At 68.3% G+C, this 21381-nt stretch carries 18 protein-coding genes and 1 pseudogene; 9 read left to right on the forward strand and 10 right to left on the reverse strand.

Going from position 1 to position 21381, the window contains the following annotated elements; all coding sequences use genetic code 11:
• Positions 1 to 235: 235 nt before the first annotated feature.
• From AB0H36_RS25275 to AB0H36_RS25285, 3 genes and pseudogenes are all read right to left on the reverse strand, one after another.
• Positions 236 to 2310 (reverse strand): annotated as a pseudogene (locus AB0H36_RS25275) (NPCBM/NEW2 domain-containing protein).
• A gap of 32 nt (positions 2311 to 2342) precedes the next feature.
• Entirely contained in the window at positions 2343 to 4325 is a 1983-nt protein-coding gene (locus tag AB0H36_RS25280) for an alpha-galactosidase (RefSeq protein ID WP_360528075.1), read from the reverse strand.
• Entirely contained in the window at positions 4322 to 5143 is an 822-nt protein-coding gene (locus AB0H36_RS25285; RefSeq protein WP_360528078.1) for a carbohydrate ABC transporter permease, read from the reverse strand. The genes AB0H36_RS25280 and AB0H36_RS25285 overlap by 4 nt, the downstream gene beginning before the upstream one ends.
• Before the next feature lie 119 nt (positions 5144 to 5262).
• On the opposite strand from AB0H36_RS25285, the gene AB0H36_RS25290 reads away from it, so the two are divergent.
• On the forward strand, positions 5263 to 6444 hold the full coding sequence (locus AB0H36_RS25290; protein ID WP_360528335.1) for a transposase: 1182 nt from the start codon (positions 5263 to 5265) through the stop codon (positions 6442 to 6444).
• Between the two features lie 36 nt (positions 6445 to 6480).
• Here AB0H36_RS25290 and AB0H36_RS25295 read toward each other — a convergent pair whose 3' ends face one another.
• Both AB0H36_RS25295 and AB0H36_RS25300 read right to left on the reverse strand, forming a co-directional pair.
• Positions 6481 to 7431 (reverse strand): sugar ABC transporter permease, encoded by a 951-nt coding sequence (locus tag AB0H36_RS25295; RefSeq protein WP_360528081.1) that lies wholly within the window; start codon positions 7429 to 7431, stop codon positions 6481 to 6483.
• On the reverse strand, positions 7428 to 8711 hold the full coding sequence (locus AB0H36_RS25300) for an extracellular solute-binding protein (RefSeq protein ID WP_360528084.1): 1284 nt from the start codon (positions 8709 to 8711) through the stop codon (positions 7428 to 7430). Before AB0H36_RS25300 ends, AB0H36_RS25295 begins: the two co-directional genes overlap by 4 nt.
• A gap of 215 nt (positions 8712 to 8926) precedes the next feature.
• Between AB0H36_RS25300 and AB0H36_RS25305 the strand changes: the two genes are divergently transcribed.
• From AB0H36_RS25305 to AB0H36_RS25320, 4 genes are read left to right on the forward strand one after another with little or no spacing between them, the layout of a single operon-like run.
• Entirely contained in the window at positions 8927 to 9637 is a 711-nt protein-coding gene (locus AB0H36_RS25305; RefSeq protein WP_360528088.1) for an SDR family NAD(P)-dependent oxidoreductase, read from the forward strand.
• Positions 9634 to 10383: a FadR/GntR family transcriptional regulator gene (locus AB0H36_RS25310; protein WP_360528091.1), complete on the forward strand. Its 750-nt coding sequence runs from the start codon at positions 9634 to 9636 to the stop codon at positions 10381 to 10383. Before AB0H36_RS25305 ends, AB0H36_RS25310 begins: the two co-directional genes overlap by 4 nt.
• Positions 10380 to 11525: a galactonate dehydratase gene (gene dgoD, locus AB0H36_RS25315; protein WP_360528094.1), complete on the forward strand. Its 1146-nt coding sequence runs from the start codon at positions 10380 to 10382 to the stop codon at positions 11523 to 11525. The genes AB0H36_RS25310 and dgoD overlap by 4 nt, the downstream gene beginning before the upstream one ends.
• Positions 11519 to 12298: a hypothetical protein gene (locus AB0H36_RS25320; protein ID WP_360528097.1), complete on the forward strand. Its 780-nt coding sequence runs from the start codon at positions 11519 to 11521 to the stop codon at positions 12296 to 12298. The genes dgoD and AB0H36_RS25320 overlap by 7 nt, the downstream gene beginning before the upstream one ends.
• A gap of 5 nt (positions 12299 to 12303) precedes the next feature.
• Here the strand turns inward: AB0H36_RS25320 and AB0H36_RS25325 are convergent, their stop codons facing one another.
• The gene (locus AB0H36_RS25325; RefSeq protein ID WP_360528100.1) at positions 12304 to 14145 is read right to left on the reverse strand and encodes a sialidase family protein; all 1842 of its coding nucleotides are present in this window, start codon (positions 14143 to 14145) and stop codon (positions 12304 to 12306) included.
• 142 nt (positions 14146 to 14287) lie between these two features.
• Between AB0H36_RS25325 and AB0H36_RS25330 the strand changes: the two genes are divergently transcribed.
• The 3 genes from AB0H36_RS25330 to AB0H36_RS25340 all read left to right on the forward strand — a co-directional run bounded on the left by AB0H36_RS25330 (position 14288) and on the right by AB0H36_RS25340 (position 17037).
• The gene (locus tag AB0H36_RS25330; RefSeq protein ID WP_360528103.1) at positions 14288 to 14917 is read left to right on the forward strand and encodes a bifunctional 4-hydroxy-2-oxoglutarate aldolase/2-dehydro-3-deoxy-phosphogluconate aldolase; all 630 of its coding nucleotides are present in this window, start codon (positions 14288 to 14290) and stop codon (positions 14915 to 14917) included.
• Between the two features lie 328 nt (positions 14918 to 15245).
• Positions 15246 to 16181 carry a sugar kinase gene (locus tag AB0H36_RS25335; protein ID WP_360528106.1) on the forward strand — a complete coding sequence of 312 codons (936 nt, stop codon included), beginning with the start codon at positions 15246 to 15248 and terminating at the stop codon, positions 16179 to 16181.
• 46 nt (positions 16182 to 16227) lie between these two features.
• Positions 16228 to 17037: a MerR family transcriptional regulator gene (locus tag AB0H36_RS25340; protein WP_360528109.1), complete on the forward strand. Its 810-nt coding sequence runs from the start codon at positions 16228 to 16230 to the stop codon at positions 17035 to 17037.
• Positions 17038 to 17060: 23 nt separating this feature from the next.
• On the opposite strand, the gene AB0H36_RS25345 is transcribed toward AB0H36_RS25340, so the two are convergent.
• Complete coding sequence (locus AB0H36_RS25345; protein WP_360528112.1) at positions 17061 to 17423, reverse strand: antibiotic biosynthesis monooxygenase; 363 nt, start codon at positions 17421 to 17423, stop codon at positions 17061 to 17063.
• A gap of 151 nt (positions 17424 to 17574) precedes the next feature.
• Between AB0H36_RS25345 and AB0H36_RS25350 the strand changes: the two genes are divergently transcribed.
• Positions 17575 to 17781, forward strand: a complete 207-nt coding sequence (locus AB0H36_RS25350) for a hypothetical protein (protein ID WP_360528115.1) — start codon at positions 17575 to 17577, stop codon at positions 17779 to 17781.
• A gap of 38 nt (positions 17782 to 17819) precedes the next feature.
• Here AB0H36_RS25350 and AB0H36_RS25355 read toward each other — a convergent pair whose 3' ends face one another.
• The 3 genes from AB0H36_RS25355 to AB0H36_RS25365 all read right to left on the reverse strand — a co-directional run bounded on the left by AB0H36_RS25355 (position 17820) and on the right by AB0H36_RS25365 (position 21325).
• Complete coding sequence (locus tag AB0H36_RS25355; RefSeq protein WP_360528118.1) at positions 17820 to 18002, reverse strand: hypothetical protein; 183 nt, start codon at positions 18000 to 18002, stop codon at positions 17820 to 17822.
• Positions 18003 to 18200: 198 nt separating this feature from the next.
• Positions 18201 to 19664 (reverse strand): ATP-binding protein, encoded by a 1464-nt coding sequence (locus AB0H36_RS25360; RefSeq protein WP_360528121.1) that lies wholly within the window; start codon positions 19662 to 19664, stop codon positions 18201 to 18203.
• Positions 19664 to 21325 (reverse strand): FAD-dependent oxidoreductase, encoded by a 1662-nt coding sequence (locus AB0H36_RS25365; protein ID WP_360528124.1) that lies wholly within the window; start codon positions 21323 to 21325, stop codon positions 19664 to 19666. The genes AB0H36_RS25360 and AB0H36_RS25365 overlap by 1 nt, the downstream gene beginning before the upstream one ends.
• Positions 21326 to 21381: the final 56 nt, after the last annotated feature.

The raw sequence follows: 21381 nt of genomic DNA on the forward strand, positions 1-21381 counted from the left end.
GCCGACCCGACGGCGCTCAACCGCACCACCGTCGACCCGGCACTACCTGTCGAAATGCATGCCCTCCCGTCTCGCCGCCACCGCAGACTCACCCACGGCCCAGCCAGACCAGCACACCCGCCATACCAACCACACATCAGTCACAAGAGCCGGATAACCCCTCGCGTTGTCCCATCTCCCCTCGTATACGGAGGGAGAAGGGACAAGCTCAGGGGTTATCCCCTCGAATGCGGGCCTAGCAGGTTGCCGTTGGGTCGGCCCAGTCGGCTCGGTCGTTGTAGCCGCCGTCGCCGGCGTCGCCGACGAAGAGGTCGAGGACGCGTACGCCGGTCAGGTCGACGTCGATCGACTTCGGTTGTCGCGGTCCACGACCCCGCTGTCGTACAGCACCTTCCCGTCACCGATCACCTGGAACGTCGCCGTACCACCCTCCGGCCCGACGTTGCGTACGGCGTCGTCGATCCCGACCACTCCGGTCAGCCGCGTGCACGCCTTGCCCAGGTAGTACCGCACGGTCGACGGCGACGCCACCCCGATCCCGGTCGCGTACGTCGTGCCGACCAGCTTGATCGGGTTGCCACCACCGACACTCTCGTCGATCGTCGGCGACATCCAGCCGCTGGTCGCGCTGATCCAGTCGTGGTGCGAGAGCGCGACCGTACCGTCCGGCGGTTCCGGCGCGACGATCACCGGCGACACGGTTGTCTGCCGCTGGACGCCGTACCCGAGGGTCTCGTACGACGTCGTCGCTGTGAGACTCGCGGACCCGGCCGGGGCGCCGGCGGGAAGCTTCACAGTGAAGGCGAACGTCGCCTGCTGACCGCTGGCGAGCAGGCCCGGGGACTTGGTCAACGCCTTCACCGTCCACCCGGTGCCACCGGCAACCTTCACGGCCGGCTTGAACACTGGCAGCACGCCGTCGTTGCGGACGGCAACCTGAACTGTCAGCTCGTCGCCACCGGCAACCACCGGCGCAACTCCCTCGGGCTGTGCGTCGGTCCCGACCTTGGTCACCTGCGGAATCCCGGCGGTCACGTGCGGGATGGCCGGCAGACCCGTGGCGGGCTGCACGCGGAAGAGCGCCGTACCGTGGGCCGGAACCGCCGCGCTGATCGTGCCCGCGCTCTCGGTCACCGCGTTGGTCCACGCGTTCTTCAGCGTGAACCGGTCCCCGCTCAGGCCGACCGCGCCTGCCGTCGTGGTGATCGTCTTCGCGGAGTCGCCACGGTTCAGCAGCACGACCGCCCGGCTGCCGTCCGCGAGTCGCTTGACCCACGTCTCCGTCGTACCCGCGGCACCGACACGGACCGCCTGAACCGCGGCCTTGTCCTGGTTGATCGCGATCACGTCGGGGTCGGTCAGGGTGGCGATCGAGGTCGCACTCAGCTTGCGTACGTCGCTGCCGATGACGAGCGGCGCCGCGGCCACGGCCCACAGCGTGAACTGACTGCGGAACTCCTCGTCCGTCATGCCGAGCTCAGGTCCGAGGTAGTCGGGGTCGCTGAACGCACCCGGCCTGACCACCTCGGGGTGCCGCGCGTTGGCGTCGTAGTTGCGCAGCACGTCCTTGAACTTGATGTCACCGAGGAACCCGACGTCGGTGTACGTCCGCCACGACTGCGCGATCCCGGGCGCGTACGTCCACGAGTTGATCGACTGCTGGGACTCCGGGTAGTTGCCCCAGTCCGGCGACGTCACCGGGTTGCACAGGTTGAAGATCATCGGCCGGTTGCTGGCGTTGTTCCGCAACGCCTGGGCGAACTCGGTGAACACCGTCTTCGGGTCCAGGTCGGCCGCGATCCCGCAAAGGTAGTCGACCTTCACCGCGTCGAACCCCCAGGCCGCGAACTGGTCCGCGTCGCGCTGGTAGTAACCACCGCTGCCGAGACCACACTTGCCCGGGATGTACGGACCGGCGTCGGTGTAGATACCGGCCTTGAGTCCCAAGCTGTGGATGTAGTCGACGAGCGGCTCGAGCCCGTTCGGGAACTTGGCCGGGTTCGGCTGCAGGTCGCCGGCCGCACTCCGCGGTACGTCGGCCTGCCAGCCCCCGTCCAGCCAGACGATGTCGTAGCCGGCCTTCGCGAGCCCTCGGCTCACCATCGAGTCGGCCACCGACTTGACCGAGTCCTCGGTGAAGTCGCCGGCGAGACCGTAGTACGTGTTCCAGCCCATGTACGGCGTGGGGCTGGGCACGTCGGCCTGGGGCTGCGCCGCGGTCACGCCGGTCGCACTGGCCGAGGTTGTCGTGGTGGTGACGAGCGAGGCGCTCACCAGGGCCGCCGCAAGCAATGCGGATAGTCGCTTCATCTGTTGTCCTTTGCTGCCGTTGAGCGGAACGGTCAGTCGAGTGCTTCGACGACCAGGCAGTTCGAGTCGGCCGAGCCGTCCCAGCGGACGCCGGCCTGCAGCAGGTAGCTGCCCGGGTGGACCTCGTCTCCCACCCGGTAGTTCGTCGCGGGGTCCAGCTGGACGAGCGGCACGCGGCGCGGCCTGGTCGGCAACGTCCCGCGCACGTTGCCGTCACCCGTCTCCCACAGAAACACCACCGACCGGTCGGCGCCGACGTACTGCAGGCCGGCGCCGAGCTGATAAACGGTGCCGTTGGCAACCACGTCGCGGATCGACTTGTACTGCGCGATGTGGTGCCGTGCCGTCTCGAGCTGGTCGTCGTTCCACCGGGACAGGTCAGCGCCGATCCCTAGCACGCCGGACATCGCCACGTGGAACCGGAAGTCCAGCGACCGCTCGCGGCCGTCATGGGTGCCGACGGCATCGGTCACCCACGAGCTCATCAGGTGCGGCGCGTACCCGGTGAGGAATCCCCGCTGGATCCTGAGCCGATCCAGCGGGGCGGTGTTGTCACTCGGCCAGAGCGTATCGACCCGGGCGGCCATCCCGAGGTCGACGCGGGCGCCGCCACCGGCGCAGCCCTCGACGTACACCTGCGGATGCTCGGCGCGGAGCCGGTCGAGGATCGCGTACAGGTTGGCGACGACGCGGCCATCGAGGTCGCGACGCTGGTCGCCGGCGTCGAGACGCGGGCGGTTCGCGTCCCACTTCAGGTAGCTGATGTCGTACGTCGACAACAGGTGGTGCAGCGTGCCCGAGATGAACTCGCGAACGTCGTCCCGGCTCAGGTCGAGCAGGAGCTGGTTGCGGACCTGGAGTGGCTCGCGGCCCTCGGTGCGCAGGATCCACTCCGGATGTTCGGCGGCCAGCTGCGATCCCGGGCTGACCGACTCCGGCTCGATCCACAGTCCGAAGTCGAGTCCGAGGTCCTTCAGCTGTGTGATGAACGCGTCGAGCCCATCAGGGAACTTGGCCGGATCGACCTCCCAGCCGCCGAGCCCATGCTTGTCGTCGGTCCGCCCGGTGAACCAGCCGTCGTCGACGACGAACGTCTCCACACCGATCGCGGCCGCCCGTCGCGCCAGTTCGAGCTGGTGCTCCGCGCGGACGTCGAACTCGGTGGCGAACCACGAGTTGTAGAGGACCTTCGGCGTACGGCGACGGGAGAAGGAGCGCTGGTAGTCGTGAAAGACGCGGGCGAGGCCGTCTGGTCCTTCGGAGCTGTACGCCCCGACGGCCTTCGGCGACTCCCACGACTCCCCAGGGCCGAGCCTCAGCCCGAGCGTGGAGGGTGCACGACCAGCCCGGATCCGGGTCTGCCCCGTGGTGTCCACCTCGGCCGACATCTCCCACGACCCGGTCCACGCGAGCTGCACGCCGTACCCGTCGACCGACAGAAACGGCGAGTAGGAGTGCCCGGTGATCCCCTGCTGACTCCCGATGCTGAACCGCCCGCGGTCGAGGTCGACCTCAGCCTGCTGGAACTCGCTGTTCCACTCTCCCCACAAGTACCTGACGGGCCCCCGCGCAGGAATCACAAACCCGGCCGACCCATGCCGGTACAACGTGAGCCCGTCCGCACCATCGTTGTGCACCGAAACCCACCGCTCCACCACATCCCCCACCATCCGGTAGTGCAGCACCAGCCACACCGACCGAACCTCATCCTTGAACTCCAGTTGCAATTCCCCGCCTTCACGCACACCGGCGAAGGTTGGGCGGAGCTCGTCGGAGCCGTCGGGGCCGGCGACGATCAGGTCTACGGGGGCGCCGTAGCGGACTCCGCGGGTGGCGTACTCGAGGGGTTGGATGTCGGCTCGGGGGAGGAAGTGCTCGGTGCCTTCGGGGGCGAGAGTGGAGGGGCCTTCGGCAACGGCGTGCGGGCCCCAGGCAACCAGTTCGGCCCACCCGTCGTGGTCGGGGACGCCGACGACGTACGACGTGCTCGGGCCGCGCAGCGTCCAGGTCCTCACTTGACGGCTCCGATCGCGAGGCCGCCGACGAAGTGCTTCTGGAAGCGGAGGAAGACCGCGACCGTCGGGATCGCGGCGATCACGGTGCCGGCCGCGATCACGTTCCAGGACGAGACGAACAAGCCCTGCAGACCGAGCAACGCCGGCGTGACCGGCATCTTCTCGCCGGACCGGATCACCGTGATCGACCAGAGCAGGTCGTTGAAGATCCAGGTGAACGACAGCGCGCCGAGCGCCGCCAGCGCCGGCCGGGTCAGCGGCAGGATCACGCTCGAGTAGATCTTCCCCGGCCCGGCCCCGTCGATCGTCGCCGCCTCCTGGATCTCCCGCGGCAGGTCCCGCATGAACCCGTGCAGCACGAACGTGTAGAACCCGAGCCCGAACCCGACATGGACGGCGATCAGCGCGATCAGCGTGTCGTAGTACCCGATCAGCTCCACGAACCGCGAGATCGGGATCAGCAGGATCTGCGGCGGCAGCAGGTTGCCCATCAGCATCAGCAGCAGCACCGTCCGCCGGAACGGGATGCTGTACCGCGCCAGCCCGTACGCCGCGATCGACGCCAGCCCCAGGCTCAGGAGCACCGCCGGGATCGTGACCAGCAGGCTGTTGATCAGGGCCCGGAACTCGTCCGCGTCCTCCCACGCCGACTTGTACGTCGAGAACGTGAACGAGTGCGGCAGCGAGCCCAGCCCGTTCGCGGCGACGTCGTCGAAGCTGCGGAACGAGATAACGATCACCCACAGGATCGGCGCAACCCACAGGAACGAGATCAACCCCATCGCCAGGTGGTACCCGGACGTCTTGAGGCGGTTCACCTGAGGTGCCGCGGGGATGCTCCGTGATGCAGAACCGAAACCGCCCGCGACTCCCTCCCTTCGTGCATCGGGGACTGTCGGTCCCGGCTGATTGAGTGGGTGGCATGTCCAGGTTCCGCATGTACCCATCTGGCGCGCAGGAGCCTGCGCTGCTGCGGCAGTGCAGGCATGCCCGATACATGTGGAACTTGGCGCTCGAGCAATGGTCGATGTGGACCCCCGACAAGGCGCCGGCGGCGAGGTTTGTGGAGCAGGCACGGCAACTGACCGAGGCGAGGGCCGAGTTCGGTTGGCTGCGGGCCGGGTCGCAGACCGTGCAACAGCAGGCGTTGCGGGACTTCGCGCAGGCCGTCAAGAACTTCTATGCCAGGACCCATCGGCGTCCGACCTGGCGCAAAGCCGGGCTGCACGAAGGGTTTCGCATCGTCGGTTCCCAGGCCGCCCGGATCGAGAAGCTGAGCCGGAAGTGGGCGCGGGTGCTGGTGCCCAAGGTCGGCTGGGTGCGGTTCCGCCTGTCCCGCGCGATCCCCGACGCGAAGTCGTACCGGGTCACCCGCGACCGGGCCGGCCGCTGGCACCTCGCCTTCGCTGTCGTGCCGGCGCCGATCCCGGCGCCCGGCACGGGTGAGGTCGTCGGCGTGGACCGCGGCATCACCGTCTCGGCCGCGCTGTCGACCGGCGACCGCCTGACCTGTCCGAGCCTGTCGGACCGCGAGCGCGAACGGCTCAGACACCTGCAGCAACGCCTGGCCCGGTGCCGCCGCGGCTCCAACCGGCGCCTCCGGGTGAGGGCCGCGATCGCGAGGCTGTACTCCCGTGCCCGCGACCGCCGCAAGGACTGGGTCGAGAAGATCAGCACCGACCTCGCCCGTCGCTTCGACGTCATCCGGGTTGAGGACTTGCGGATCGCGCAGATGACACACCGTCCAAGGCCGAAACCCGACCCAGACCGGCGAGGCGGCTACCTGCCGAATCGCCGGCGCGCCAAGGCCGGACTCAACCGGGGCATCCTGGCCAACGGCTGGGGACTGCTCGTCCAGCGGCTGGAGCACAAAGCAGCGGGACGGGTCGAGAAGATCAACCCTGCGTACACGTCGCGGACCTGCAGCGTCTGCGGGCACTGCGCACCGGAGAACCGCGAGAGCCAAGCGGTGTTCCGGTGCGTGGCCTGCGGGCATCGGGCCAACGCGGACGTGAACGCGGCAGTCAACATCGCGGCCGGACGGGCCGTCAGCGCACGCCGAGAGACGCCCGTACGGGTCTCGCCGAAGCGTGAACCTCAACACGCTACCTCCGTGTAGTAGTTGGAATCCTCGATCAGCAGGTCGAGGAGGACGTCAGGACTCCTCCCGGAAGGCGCGGATCAGGTAGCCGAGGATGACGGCGAGGGCGAGCAGGAAGATGACCACGGCCAGCGCGGACGCGTAGCCGAGCTGGGTGGACTGGAACGCAGTCGAGTACATGTAGGTGCTGAGCAGCTCCGACGAGTGGTACGGACCGCCCCTCGTCATCGACCAGACGATGTCGAAGGATCGCAGCGAGTCGATCACGATCACCGACAGGACGACGGAGTTCACGCCCTTCAACTGCGGGATCGTCACGTAGCGGGTCCGCTGCCAGGCCGAGGCGCCGTCGACCTTCGCGGCTTCGTAGAGCGCGGGGTCGACCGCCTTGAGGCCGGCCAGGTACAGCACCATCACGTAGCCGATCTGGCGCCAGAGCGCCGGCACGATGACGGCGTACAGAGCGGTGTCGGGGTCGGCGAGCCACGGGCGGATGAAGTCACCGAGCCCGATCGTGCGCAGGATCGTGTCGACGAGCCCGTCGGGCTGGTAAAAGACGCGCCAGATCAGCGCGGTGACGACGAGCGAGAAGACGACCGGGGTGAACAGCGCGGCCCGGTAGATGCCGACACCGCGTCGCTCCCGCTGCAGCAGCAACGCCATCCCGAACCCGCCGACCACGCTCAGCCCGCCGAACAGCACGAGCCAGATCGCGGTGTTCTTCAACGCCGTCCGGAAGATCGGGTCCGACGGCATGTCGGCGAAGTTCCCGAACCCCACGAACGTCGGCGCCGACAACCCATCCCAGCTCGTCAGCGCCAGCCAGAACCCTTGCAGCGCGGGCCAGAACACCCACACCGCCTCGACCGCAAACGGCACGAACACGAACACCAGGATCAACGGCGACACCCGCCGCGGCCCGGAGCGTTTGGTACGGCGGGACGCGCCCCCGCCGGCCCGTGGTGCGGACCGGCCGGGAGCCGTCTCGGTCAGAGTGGAAGTCACGCCTGGAAGACCTTCTGGGCGGCGGCTTGCCAGTCCTTCAGGATCTGGTCGATCTGGTCGGGCTTGTCGAGGAACTTGGTGAGGGCGGCGTCGGCGGTCGGCTGCAGCGCGTCGCTGGAGTCGCGGTTGAAGAACTGCGTCAGCTCGGCGGCGCTCTCGATCATCGCCTTGCCCTTCGCCACCAGCGGCGTGTCGGCGGCCTTCCCGTCCGGGTTCGCCGGGATCGCCGTACCGGAGGAGTTCTGCACGTAGATCTCCTGCGCCTCGGCCGTCGCCAGCCACGTCATGAACTTCTTCACGCCCTCGGGGTCCTTCGCCTTCTTCGACGCGAAGTACCCGTCCGTCGGCGCTTCCTCGGCGACCGGTACGGCGGGATCGATGATCGGGAACTGGAAGAAGTCGATGTCGTCCAGCGCGTCCTTCGGCGCCGAGTCGGCGAAGAACGTGCCGATCAGGAACATCCCGGTCTTGCCGGCCAGCAGCGCCGACGTCGCCTCCTGGAACGGGAACGACTTGCCCTTCGGGTCGAAGTACGGCAGCGCCTCGCGCCACTTGGTGAAGACCGCCTTCACCTTCGGGTCGTCGAACCGCTCCTGCCCGGCCAGCAGCTGGCGGTGGAACGGCGCCCCGTTGATCCGGATGTTCAGGTAGTCGAACCAGGCCGACGCGACCCACGGCGTGTCCCCGAGCCCGATGCCGATCGGCGGGACGCCCTTGCCCTGGATCGTCTTGCAGACCTGCAGGAACTCCTCCCAGGTCTTCGGCGGCGTCACGCCCCACTTGGCGAAGTTCGACTTCCGGTAGAACATGCCCCACCAGTAGTAGCTGGTCGGCACGAAGATCTTCTGCCCGTTGCTGCTGGTGGACAGCGTCTGCATCGACTTCGGGTAGTTCTGCAGGCCGTCCCACACGCTGGTGACGTCGAGCAGCAGGTCCTTCTTCGCGTACGAGTCCGCGACCGAACCGGCGTACCAGGTGTAGACGTCCGGCGGGCTCGCCGAGGTCAGGTACGTCGGCAGCTGGGTCCGGAAGATCTCCGACGCGACCGTGTTCAGCTTGACCTGGGACCCGCCGGATTTGTTGTACGCAGCAACGAGCTTCTCCATCGCGGCCTTCGCCTGCTCGCTGGAGAGGTTCGACTGCAGCGAGAGCTCACCAGTGGCCGCGCTGCCGCTGCCCGGACTGCTCGTCGAGGTCGCGCACCCGGGCACCAGGGCAGCCGCCCCGAGCAGTCCGAGTCCCTTGAGGAAAGTCCGCCGATCTGCTGCCAGACCCGTCATGCCAACTCCTGGAATCGTCCCGACGGCCATCTGAGCGATGTGCCAGTCGAGTGAGTGGTGTGTTGCGGACGATCTTGCGGCGAGCGCCCCCGGGTGTCAATATTAATTCGTAAATTACGAGCAAATCGCTTGACGGGACAGCGGCGTCACGGTCAACTGGTGCCTCGTTCATCGTTGGAGGCCTGGCGGGATCGCCGGCTGTTGAGGAGGCGCGGGTGCGGTTGACGGGGCGGGTGATCGTGGTGACCGGGGCCGCGTCCGGGATCGGCGCGGCCTGTGTCGAGCGGCTGCTGGCCGACGGCGCGTCGGTCGTGCAGGTCGACGTGCAGCCGTGCAAGGAGGTGCCGGGCCGCGCGATCGCCGTACTGGGTGATGTGTCGTCGCCGGACACGTGGGCCGAGGTTCGGTCCCGTGGCCGCGACGAGCTCGGGCCGATCGACGGACTCGTCAGCAACGCGGTCTTCGTCGACGTTCGCCCGGCGCACGAGCTCACTGCCGAGTCCTGGCAACGACAGCTGGACGTGAACCTCACCGCCGCGTTCCTCGGCTTCCGCACCCTGTACGACGACCTGACCTCCGTCGTGCTGGTGTCGTCGGTGCACGCGCTGGTCGGCCTGCCGGGACACCCTGCCTACGCGGCAAGCAAGGGCGCCCTGGTTGCGCTCGGACGCCAGCTCGCGGTCGAGTACGGCGGCTCCATCCGGGTGAACACTGTGCTGCCCGGCCCGATCGAGACAGCGATGTGGGACCGCGTCGATGCCGAGGGCCGCGAGCAGAGCGCGAAGGCCACGGCGGTCGGCCGGCTCGGGCAGCCGGACGAGGTGGCACAGGTCGTGGCGTTCCTGTTGTCGGAGGAAGCGTCGTACGTGACGGCTGCCAGCCTGGTGGTCGACGGTGGTTGGTCCGCGGTGAAGGACTCGGCATGAGGGAGAGCGGTGTGACGGGGATTCAGCGCGGCGTGACGCGGGGACTGCACGGGCAGATCGTGGAGGTGATGGCGCAGCGCATCCTGTCCGGGCAGATCCCGGAGGGCGCGACCATCAACGTGCCCGAGCTGCAGGCCGACCTCGGCGTCAGCTTGACCGCGGTCCGCGAGGCGTTGAAGGTGCTGACCGCCAAGGGGCTGGTCGACGCGCGGCAGAAGCGCGGCACGTTCGTCCGCCCGCGGTCGGACTGGAACCTGCTGGACGCGGACATGATCCGCTGGCACTTCGACGACGACGTCCGGCCGGAGCTCCTCGAGGAGCTGCACGAGGTGCGCGGCATCGTCGAGCCGGCCGCCGCCCGGCTGGCCGCGCTGCGTGCGGAGTCGACGCACCTGGAGGCGTTGGACGCGGCGCTCGAGGAGATGGCCTCGGCGAAGGACGACCTCGCGGCGGTCGCGGCGGACCTCAAGTTCCACCGGGCGTTGCTGGCGGCGACGGGGAACGAGCTGCTGACCAAGATGGAAGTGATCATGGAGACAGGGCTCGCCGATCGCGACCGGCTCGTGCACAAGGTGAAGCCGTCGGATGATCCGCTGCCCAGTCACCAGCGCGTGGTGGACGCCGTCCGCTCCGGCGACCCTGGTGCCGCGGAGGCAGCCATGCGCGAACTGCTGGCGAAGGCGGCGGAGGACTTGACCGAGGTCCGTGGATCGTCGTCGGCCCGGGGCCGGGGACGCCGCTCGTGAAGATCGAGAGGATCGAGACCTTCCTGGTCCCGCCGCGGTGGTTGTTCTGCCGGATCGAGACGAGCGACGGCGTCGTCGGCTGGGGTGAACCCGTGGTCGAGGGCCGCGCCGAGGTCGTCCGGACCGCGATCGAGACGCTGTCGGAGTACCTGATCGGCCAGGACCCGTTGCAGATCGAGCGGCACTGGCAGGTGCTGTCGAAGGGCGGCTTCTACCGCGGCGGCCCCGTCCTGAGCAGCGCGGTCGCCGGGCTCGACCACGCGCTCTGGGACATCGCCGGCAAGGTGTACGGCGCTCCTGTCGCCGCACTGCTCGGTGGACGGGTGCGGGACCGGGTCCGCGTCTACGCCTGGGTCGGCGGGGACGAGCCGGCCGCCGTGGCCGACCAGGTCGCGGAACAGGTCGAGGCGGGGATGACCGCGGTCAAGATGAACGGCAGCGGCCTGATCCAGCCGTCGCCTTCTGTTGCCGAGATCAAGGACATCGTGGCTCGGTTGAGTGCGGCCCGGGAAGCTCTCGGCGACACGCGCGACGTGGCCATCGACCTGCACGGCCGGGTCGGCGTGGCCGGTGCGCGGCGGATCCTGCACGCTGTCGAGGACCTGCAGCCGTTCTTCGTCGAGGAGCCGGTGCTGCCTGAGCACATGGTGCATCTGTCCGAAGTGGTCAGTGCGTCGACCGTGCCACTCGCGTTGGGTGAACGGCTCTACCACCGCTCCGACTTCGTGGCACCGCTCAACGCGGGCGTCGCCGTGGTTCAACCCGACGTGTCACATGCCGGCGGGATCTCGGAGCTGCGCCGCATCGCGGTGCTGGCCGACACGCATGGCGCGATGCTGGCGCCGCATTGCCCGCTCGGCCCGATCTCGCTGGCCGCGAGTCTGCAGGTCGCGTTCGCGACGCCGAACTTCCTCATCCAGGAGCAGAGCCGGGGCATCCACTACAACCTCGCGAGCGACCTCACGTCGTACGTGACGGACCCGACGCCGTACACCTGGGTCAACGGGCACGCCGAGTGGAATCCCCTGCCTGGCTTGGGAATCACGGTCGACGAGGCCGCGGTCCGAGCCGCCGACCAGACCGGTCACGCTTGGCGCAACCCCGTCTGGACGCACCCCGACGGCTCGTTCGCCGAATGGTAGTCATCGATGCGGAGGACGGCGGCCGCTGGAAGTCACTGCAGCTGGCAGGCCGGGAATGGCTCTGGCAGGGTCCCGGCCTCCTGAGCGGACCCCGCACGAACCACACCGCCTTCACCGACGCGGGCGGGCTCGACGAGTGCTTCCCCACTGTCCGCGGCACCCCGGACCACGGCGGTCTCTGGAACCAACCCTGGGACTTCGAGGTCACGTTTGGCGATGCCACCCTGACCCGGACCTTCGCGTCCGACACCGACTCAGTGACCGCTGATTACCACCTGCAGGCACCGCCGGGCTACCGCTTCACGTGGGCGGCACACGCACTCCTGGACTGCGCAGTCGGCGCATCGGTGCAGGCGCCCGGCGGCACGCCCTGCAGGCTCTACCCCGAAGCCGCTCCCTATCTCCCGACGCCCTGGCCCGCGGACGCGCCCTGGCTCGACACGACCTGGCCGACGCCGCTCGATCTCAACACCTACGGCCCGTCCGACGGGACCGCGGTCGGCGCGATCCTCGTCGACTGTCCCACGGTCTCCGTCCTCGATCGTGGCGCCCTCCTGCAGCTCGAGTTGAGTTGCCCCGGGGAACCAGTGTCGACGGCGTTGTGGCGTAACCAGGCCGGATTCCCCGACGAGGCGCCGTACCGGAGCCTGGGTGTGGAACCGATGCTCGGGCGGGTGTTCGACCTTGCGGAGGCCGGTCCGGAGGACGCGGCCGTCGTACCGCCGAGTGGCAAGCTGGCCTGGCGGTTGACGGTCTCCGCCAGGCCAGTGTGATGGCGCTACCCGAGCGGCAGATCGAGTACGACGTTTGCGACCGCGGTGCTGTTCGTCATGCGGATGCTGTTGATCTCTGTCGCGGTCAGTGCCCGCTTGTAGATCCGGACCTCGTCCATCGAGCCGTCGAAGTGATGCGCTCCGTCGAGCCGTTGGCCGACGTACATCTTGAACGGCCGCGCCGGGCTGACCGAGCCGGCCGGCGCCGTAACGCTGGCGGCTTGTACTCCGTCGACCCAGATCGACAGCGTGCCCACCTTGCGCTGCAGGGCGACGTGGTGCCAGGCGTTGTTGTTGTAGGCGCTGGTCGTGGCGACGGACGCGGTGTTGCCGTTGGTGGTGATCAGTCCGCGGATGCGGCTGTCCGCGGGCTCGGCCCGCAGCCAGAACTGCGAGAACTCGTTGATGCCGTAAGCCCAGAAGATGGCCTGGTTCGCCGTACTCGCGCCGTACTTGATCCACGCCATCGCGGTGAAGTCACCGCCGCCGACCGCGAGCGACTCCGCGAACGGCAACTGGATCGCGTCGTCGACGCCGTCGAGGTCGCGCGCCTGCCCGAACTTGCCGGTGACCGAGATCGTCCCGCCGCGCAGGTAGCTGTGGTTGCCGAGCCCGGAGACGTCCGGTGTCGTCGTGCCGAGGGGCGCGTCCGGGTGGCCGATGTCGTTCTCGGTGAACCGGGCGAACCGGACCTGGTCGCGCGCGTCGACCGTGCCGCCTTCATACAGCAGCCCGATCTCACCGGTGTCCAGGATCGCCATGTCGGAGTACCCGGACCAGTCGCTGGTGATCCTGGTGCCTTCGGCCACGGACTGCCAGGTCTTGCCTTCGTCGAAGCTGGACCGGATCGTCATGTACCGCCGCCGCTCCGGATCGGCCGGCCCGGCGAACAGGATGCGGTTGTACTTGTCACCGCGATCCACGGCCCGCAACCGCTGCAGCGACGTCTGCACCACTGGAGTGGTCAGGCCGGCGATAGTCGCGTACGGCGCGACGTACGTCTGCCCGCCGTCGTTGCTCACCGCAGACATCCGGCTGGCCCCGGCAGCACCGGCGTTGTTGCGGGCAATTGCGTAGACGCCACCGTCCACCTTCTCGACGACGCTGATCTCCTGCGGTACGGCGCCATCGGACCGCAGGTCGGTCGCCCCCTTGTGCCAGGTCTCGCCACTGTCGTCGCTGTACACCAACTGCCCGGCCGCACGACCGCTGCCGTTGTCGTAGTTGGTCCCGGCCACCAACCGCCCGGCATGCGCACCACGCGTCAGTTGGATGCCGTGCACCGGCCCGGTGGCGTACCAGCCCCAGGCCGGGTCGTCGATCTGGTCGCCGATGTTGCGGGCCGTGCTCCAGGTCCGGCCGTCGTCATCACTGGTCTGCACGTACGGCGTCCGCGGCCGGCTCGTCGTACCGGGGTCCATCGTGCTCAGCAGGACGATCCGGCCGGTCTCGTAGTCGACGATCGGCGCCGGGTTGCCGCGGGTCGCCACCGCGTTCGGGTCGGAGTCAGTGCCGGAGAGCACGGTCTGCGTCGCCGACCAGGTCCGGCCGTCGTCGTCGGACCGGCGCATCACCAGGTCGATCTCCTGCGAGTCCGCACACCAGGCTCGCCGGGCCTCGGCGAAGGCGAGCAGCGTGCCGGCTTTGGTCTTCACGATCGCGGGGATCCGGTAGCAGCCGTACCCCGCGTCTCCCTTGTTGAAGAGGACGGTCTGGGTGATTGCCATCGTGCCTTGGGCGATCGCCGTCAGGGCTTGGGTGGTCTCGTCGGGCGGTGGGCTCGCGGCTGCCGGAAGCGCGGGGACCAGCAGGGCGAGCGCGGCGAGGAGTGGAAGTCGGGTGGGCATGGGCGGATGCCTCCAAAACTGAAAGTAAACAACGGGGCGGTTGTTCACCTCGTAATTTATCCACTTCCGCGCGTCCAAAACCGATGACATGGGACGTCCTATGTCTGGACCGATCCAATAGCGTGGACCCCGAGGAGGAACCATGGATCTGCTTGCCGAGCTCCGGCGCCGCAAGGTGCTGGCCATCATCCGCACCGACGACCCCGACCGCGCCCTGGAGTGCATCCACACCCTGGTCGAGGCGGGGATCACCGCCCTCGAGGTATCCCTGACCACACCCGGCGGGGTCGAGGCGATCGCTAAGGCGCGCTCGACGTACGACCCGTCGATCCTGATCGGCGCGGGCACCGTCATCACACCCTCCCAGGCCGACGAGGTCGCCGCCGCCGGCGCCGGGTTCGCGGTCACGCCCGCGATCACCCGCGGCGCGCACCGCAGCGTCGAACTCGGTCTTCCCCTGCTCTGCGGCGCCCTCACCCCCACCGAGGTCGTCGCCGCCCTCGACCTCGGCGCCACCGCGGTCAAGATCTTCCCCGCCAAGGTCTACGGCCCCAGCTACTTCCGCGAGCTGCGCGCCCCACTCCCCGACGCCCCGCTGATCGCAGTCGGCGGCGTCGACGCCGAATCCGCCCCCGAGTACCTGGCCGCCGGGGCCCTGGCAGTCGGCGTAGCCTCCCCCCTCCTAGGCAACGCCGCCACCGGCGGCCCCCAATCCGAACTAGCCACCCGAGCCAAATCCTTCCTAACCGCCGTAACCCCACCCACCCCTTAAACCCACCGACCCACCACCCGCACCCCGCGCAACCCCCAACCCGCACAGGCAACCCCCAATCCGCCCGGACAACCCCCAGCCCGCCCGGACAACCCCCAACCCGAAGGGTTAACCCCGCGAACCGGGGGTTGCCACAGCAAAATCCCAGGGGGCAACCCCCAAACCGTATAGGCAACCCCCACCCCGCCCCGACAACCCCCAACCCGAAGGGTTAACCCCGCGAACCGGGGGTTGCCACGGCAAAATCCCAGGGGGCAACCCCCGGGTTCGGTGGGCAACCTCCGCGCCGATCGCTTTCTATGCCGACCGCTTTCTCTGGAGTAGACCGATGACTGATCTCCTGACCATCGGCGAGACGATGGTTTCGTTGCGGACTGCTCGTCCGATGCGGCTCGGCGGTGATGCGCACCTGTCGATCGCCGGGTCGGAGAGCAACGTCGCGATCGGGTTGTCGCGGCTCGGGCACCAGGCCGCCTGGCTGGGTGCCGTGGGCAACGACGAGCCCGGTCGGCTGATCCAGCGCACACTGCGGGCCGAGGGTGTGGACACGCGGTGGCTCCGGTTCTCGGACGAGTCTTTCACCGGGTTCATCGCGTTCGACCAGCCGTCGCACGACATCACCCGGGTCAGCTACCACCGCCGCGGCTCGGCCGGTTCCACGCTGACCATTACGGAGTGCGTCGCCGCGTTGGAAGCGTCCACGCCTCGGCTCCTGCATGTCACCGGCATCACGCCTGCCCTGTCCGAGGCCACGCGGGCTGCGACGCTGGACGTCGTACGTGCTGCTGCGGAGTCCGACGTACGCGTGTCGCTGGACGTCAACTACCGCGCTCGCCTGTGGTCACGCACCGACGCGGCGACTGCGCTGCGTGAGCTACTTCCCTTCGTACACACGGTTTTCGCGTCCGACGACGAGCTCGACATCCTCACCGACGCCGCCGAACCAGTTCGCGCCCTGCTGGACACCGGCATCACCGAGATTGTCGTGACCGCCGGTGGCAAGGGCGCCTGGACGCACACCGCCGACAGCACGATCCACCGTGCGGCCCTCCCTGTCACCGTCGTCGACAGCATCGGCGCCGGCGACGCGTTCGTCTCCGGCTACCTCTCCGGAACCCTCGACAGCCTCTCCCCCGAACACCGCCTCGACCGCGCCACCACGTCCGGCGCCTTCTGCGTCACCGCGACCGGCGACTGGGAGTCCCTCCCCACTCGCGACGACCTGAGCCTGCTCTCGCACACCCAAGGCACCGCACTCCGCTGACCTTGCAGTTGACACTGTGTCAAGGCAGAGAGTCGGGGGTGTCATGGTGAACATCGGAGAATTCGCTCGCCTCGGCGGAGTATCGACGCGCATGCTGCGGCACTACGACGCCATCGGCGTACTCAAGCCTGCGTACGTCGATCCGCACAGCGGCCGACGCTCGTACGACGTCGCGCAGCTGGCGACCCTGAATCGTCTGGTCGCCCTCAAAGGGCTCGGGTTCAGCCTCGACGAGGTCGGCCGGCTGCTCGGTGAAGGCGTGGACCCCGCGGAGATGAAGGGGATGCTGCGGCTACGGCAGGCCGAGTTCGAACGCCGGATGCGGCACGACCGGCACGTCCTCGACCGAGTGACAGCGAGACTCCGACTGATCGAGCAGGAGAACCGCATGAACGCGACGATCGAAATCAAACAAGCCGACGCACTGACGATCGCGTCCCTCTCCGCGACCGCAGCCGATGCAAGCCCACAGAGCACCGGCCACGTACTGCGGGATCTGTTCGGCCAGGTGATCGAGCGGATGGAGGCCGTGTATGCCGACCGGACCACGCCCGTGGCTCGTTTCGTCTCGACGGACGGCGGCCCAACGGTCGAGGTCATCGCCGGGTACGCCGTACCCGCTGACTCGGTTCCCGGCCTCGAGACCCGCTCACTGCCGGCCGTCGAGGTGGCCTCAACCATCCACGAGGGCCCGATATCCGGAATCGCCACCGCCTACCAGGCTCTAGCCCACTGGGCCGAGTCCAACGACCACCACAACCTCCTCCAATCCCCCCGCTGGCGCCACCACTTCCTCGAAGCCAACGGCGAAGACGAATCCCACTGGCTAACCGAACTCCAACTAGAACTTCCCTAACCAACCAACTGCATGCTGTGCGGTCAGCGCTCGTCGATGATCTGGGCGTTGGTGGCGGTGGGTGGGGCGGAGACCAGGGACCAGGCGGCTATTGCTTCCGGTGACTGGGCCAGTGGGAAGGCGGCTGCCATCGCCGGGAACGACTCCCACCGCCATGTGTCGGTGTAGGTCCCGTCCTCGAGCCGGACAAGCTGCGTCGAGGTCAGCCCGGGGTGCGCGTCCCGGATCACCCCGATCACCTTCGCTCGTCGCTCGAGAAACTCATCCAGCTTGTCGGGATCAACCGCGTACGTGTGGATCCGCACAACTCCCACACCCGCCTCTGCGTCTGGGGTGGCGGGTGCGGCGGTGGTTTGCGGGGCGGCTGGGTGTTGTGTCGTGTGCATGGTGTTCTCCTGGTGATCTCGGTGTATGTCGGGTTGACGGATCGCGGTGGGGAGATGTGACAGGGGGCTGTCCGCGGGTGCGGGGGCTGAGTGGATGTGTCTGTTGCTGGGCACTGGGAGTTGGACAGCAGTCAGGAATGGAGAGACAGCTATGACCAGTCCCAGTGGGCCCTACGAGGGGTTGACTCCGGTGACGCATGAGGATCCGGCTGAGGTCACTGATACCGAGGTGAACGAGGCTCTCGAGCGTGGTGACGTCGACGTACGTGGGCAGGAGATCCGCCACGACGATGGCGCGCAGCCGGACTCCGACCGCAACGACACTCCTCAACCCCCGACCGAGGAAAGCCAAGCCTGACGAGCATCCGCAGGTCGCGCTCGATCAACTGGTGCCGATCAGGTGTCGTCCGGGTCCTCGACCGGGAAGAGGATGGGGCTGAGCAGGTAAGCGGGAGCGTTCCGGTGTGCTTGCGCCGGGATGAGCTGGAGCAGCTGATCGAGCGCATGCGTCAAGCGATCCTGCTGGTGCTGGCGAACGACGCGGGACACCGCATCGGGTGGGTGGACGGTTCCTGGCACGCTGAGTCTTCCGCGGTACGACGGCTCGTCGCCAGGTGAACGTCGTGCTCCGGTCCGGTCGTGCTGCTCGGGTGGAGGTGGTTCGCTTGCTCGAGGCGGGACGAGTGGACCGTGATGGCGGGCTTCACGCTGTACGACGAGTACGTGCCACACGCCGTCGACGCCGGACGGATTCTAGAGGAGCGAAGAACCGCCGGGCTAGGTGAGGAGGTCGGGGTCGGTTTCTAGCTCTTTTTCGGGATCCAGGGGGAGGACGATCTTGAAGCGGGTGTTGCCGGGCTGGGACTCGACGCGGAGGTCGCCGTGGTGTTTCTTGACCACGATGCGCCAGGAGATGTCGAGGCCTAGGCCGGTGCCTTCGCCGATCGGCTTGGTGGTGAAGAACGGCTCGAAGATGCGGTTGCGGATCTCCCGCGGGATGCCCGGGCCGGTGTCGCCGATCTCGACGACCGCGTAGGCGCCGTCCCTCTTCGTCCGGATCGTCAGGGTGCCCGACCCGCCCATCGCGCTGACCGCGTTGTCGATGATGTTGGTCCACACCTGGTTGAGCTCGGCGGCGTACGCCGGGATCGGCGGCAGCTCCGGATCGAAGTCCTTCACCACCTCGTACCCCTGCAGCTTCCCCGACATCATCACCAGCGTCGACTTCAGCAACTCACGCAGGTCGACGATCTGGTACGGCGCTCTGTCGATCTGCGAGTACTGCTTCGCGGCGCCAACGAGGGTCGAGATCCTGGTGACGGAGTCGTCGATCTCGTTCATCAGCGACTCGGTGTCGATCGTGTACATCAGCCACCGCACGGCACCCTCGAGGTACTTCGGCCCGACCGCGGCCAGCACCTCCTCCATCCACGGCACGTCGAGACCCGCCGCGGCCAGCACCGGCGCGACATCCCAGCTGGCCTGAACGTCGTGGTCGTCCAGCCAGTCGGTCAGCGAGTCCTCGGCGTCGGACAGCTCCATCGGGGAGATGTCCTTGTCCTTGGTCTTGTCCAGCCGCTCGACCGCCGCCTCCTGCAGCTCGACGATCTGGTGCAGCTTGGTCGCATCCAAGGTGCCGTCGGCAAGCATCGCCAGCTTGGACCGCATGCCGGCGACCCGCTGCCGCAGCGTCGCCGCGGCCCGGACCGCCGCCGCGGCCGGGTTGTTGAGCTCGTGCGTGAGGCCGGCCGACAACGAGCCGAGGGCGAGCAGCCGCTCGCGCTCCCCCAGCGTCTCGTTGGTCCGGCGCATGCCCATGATGAAGCCCTCGATCAGGTGCACCGCCATCGGGAACCAGGTGTTCATCATCGTCGCCATGGTCTCGGCGCCGATCACGTAGAACTCCGACGGCTCGGTCACCCGCATCGTCGCCGTGTAGGTCTTGTGGTCGGTGGCGCCGAAGAAGGCATTGAAGGCACCGGCGTAGACCCCGCGCTGGCGGGTCCGGTTGATCTCGACCTCTTCACCGTGGGACAGCTTGCAGAGCCGCAGCTCACCGGACAGCAGCACGTAGCAGCAGGTGGCCGGGTCTCCCTCGCTGAACACGATCCCGTCCTGCACCGACTCGACGTACCCGGCGTCGGAGAGCCACTGCAACTGCTCGTCGGTCAGCGACTCGAACAGGAAGAGCGTGCGCAACTCGTCCGGGGTCAGCCGGCGCGGCTCGGTCTCGACAGTCATCAGAGCATCTCCAGGTATCGGTGCACCAGTGTCACGGCCATCGCTCCGTCGCCGACCGCGGAGGCGACCCGCTTCACCGACTCGGCCCGCACATCCCCGGCGGCGAACACGCCCGGCATGCTCGTCTCCAGGTGGTACGGCTCCCGCTCCAGCGCCCAGCCCGGCGGCTTGCCGTGCAGGTCCGGCCCGGTGAGCACGAAACCGCGCTCGTCGCGGAGCAGGTCACCCGGCAGCCAGTCCGTCCGTGGGGCCGCGCCGATGAACACGAACATCCACTCCGTGTCCACTTCGCGCGACTCACCGGTCACACTGTTCCGCAGGGTTGCCCGTTCGAGGTGGTCGGAGCCCTTGCAGTCGACCACCTGCGTACAGGTGTGGACCTCGATGTTGTCGATCTCGTCGATCTGATTGATCAGGTACGACGACATCGTCGCCGTCAGCGATGGTCCTCTCACCAGCATATGCACGCGTTTGGCGTGTTTCGAGAAGTACACCGCGGCCTGGCCGGCGGAGTTCGCCCCGCCGATGATGTAGACCTCCTGGCCGGCGCAGCTGGGACCCTCGGTCGTCGCGGAGCCGTAGTAGATGCCCCGGCCGCACAGGTCGTCCACGCCGGGGGCGTCCAGCGTCCGGTACGAGACGCCGGTCGCCAGGATCACCGAGTGCGACGAGATCTCGCTGCCGTCCGAGAACCTCAGCTTGCGCGCGGACCCGAGGGTCTCCAGGCCGACCACCTGCCGTGCCGTCAGTAGCTCGGCGCCGAACCGCACCGCCTGACGACGGGCCCGGTCGGTCAACTGTGCACCCGAAACACCGTCGGGAAAGCCCAGGTAGTTCTCGATCCGGCTCGACTGACCCGCCTGGCCGCCGGTCGCCAACTGCTCGACCAGCACCGTCCGCAGCCCCTCGCTGGCGCCGTACACGGCCGCGCCGAGACCCGCCGGACCGCCACCGACGACGACGAGGTCGTAGAACTCCGAGGCCGGCGCGGTCGACAGCCCCACCTTGGTGGCCAGGTCGGACTCGCTCGGCGCCACCATGACCGTGCCGTCCGGCGTGATGATCACCGGGAGCGTCGATCCGTCCACCCCGGCTGCCTCCAGCAGCCGCTTGCTCTCGTCCTCGTCCACGCCGTACCACCGGTACGGCACGGCGTTGCGGGCGAGGAAGTCGCGGGCCGCGAACGACGGCGCCGACCAGCGGTGGCCGATCACCCGGGTCTCGTCGGTGGACGGCTCCGGGGTCGACTTCCACAGGTCGAGCATCGCGTCGACCACCGGGTAGAGCTTCTCCTCCGGCGGGTTCCACGGTTTCAGCAGGTAGTGGTCGAGGTCGACCACGTTGATCGCCTGGATGGCCGCGTCGGTGTCGGCGTACGCAGTGAGCAGCACGCGGCGCGCGAGCGGAAACAGATCCATCGCGGCCTCGAGGAACTCGATCCCGGACATCTGCGGCATCCGGTAGTCGGCCAGCAGCAGCGCCACCGGCTCGCCCCGGAGCTTGAGCTCGCGCAGGGCGTCCAGCGCCTGCCCGGGGTTCTCCGCCCGCACGATGCGGTGGTCCTCGCCGTACCGACGGCGGAGGTCACGGGCGATCGACCGGGAAACGCCGGGGTCGTCGTCCACGGTGAGGATCACCGGGCGGGTCGTTGACGCTGTCATGCCTCCTTCATACCAGCGCCGGACCAACAAGCGGGAAGGGTAATTCCCGCACACCT

Source organism: Kribbella sp. NPDC050820 (assembly GCF_040653975.1).
Taxonomy (GTDB): domain Bacteria; phylum Actinomycetota; class Actinomycetes; order Propionibacteriales; family Kribbellaceae; genus Kribbella.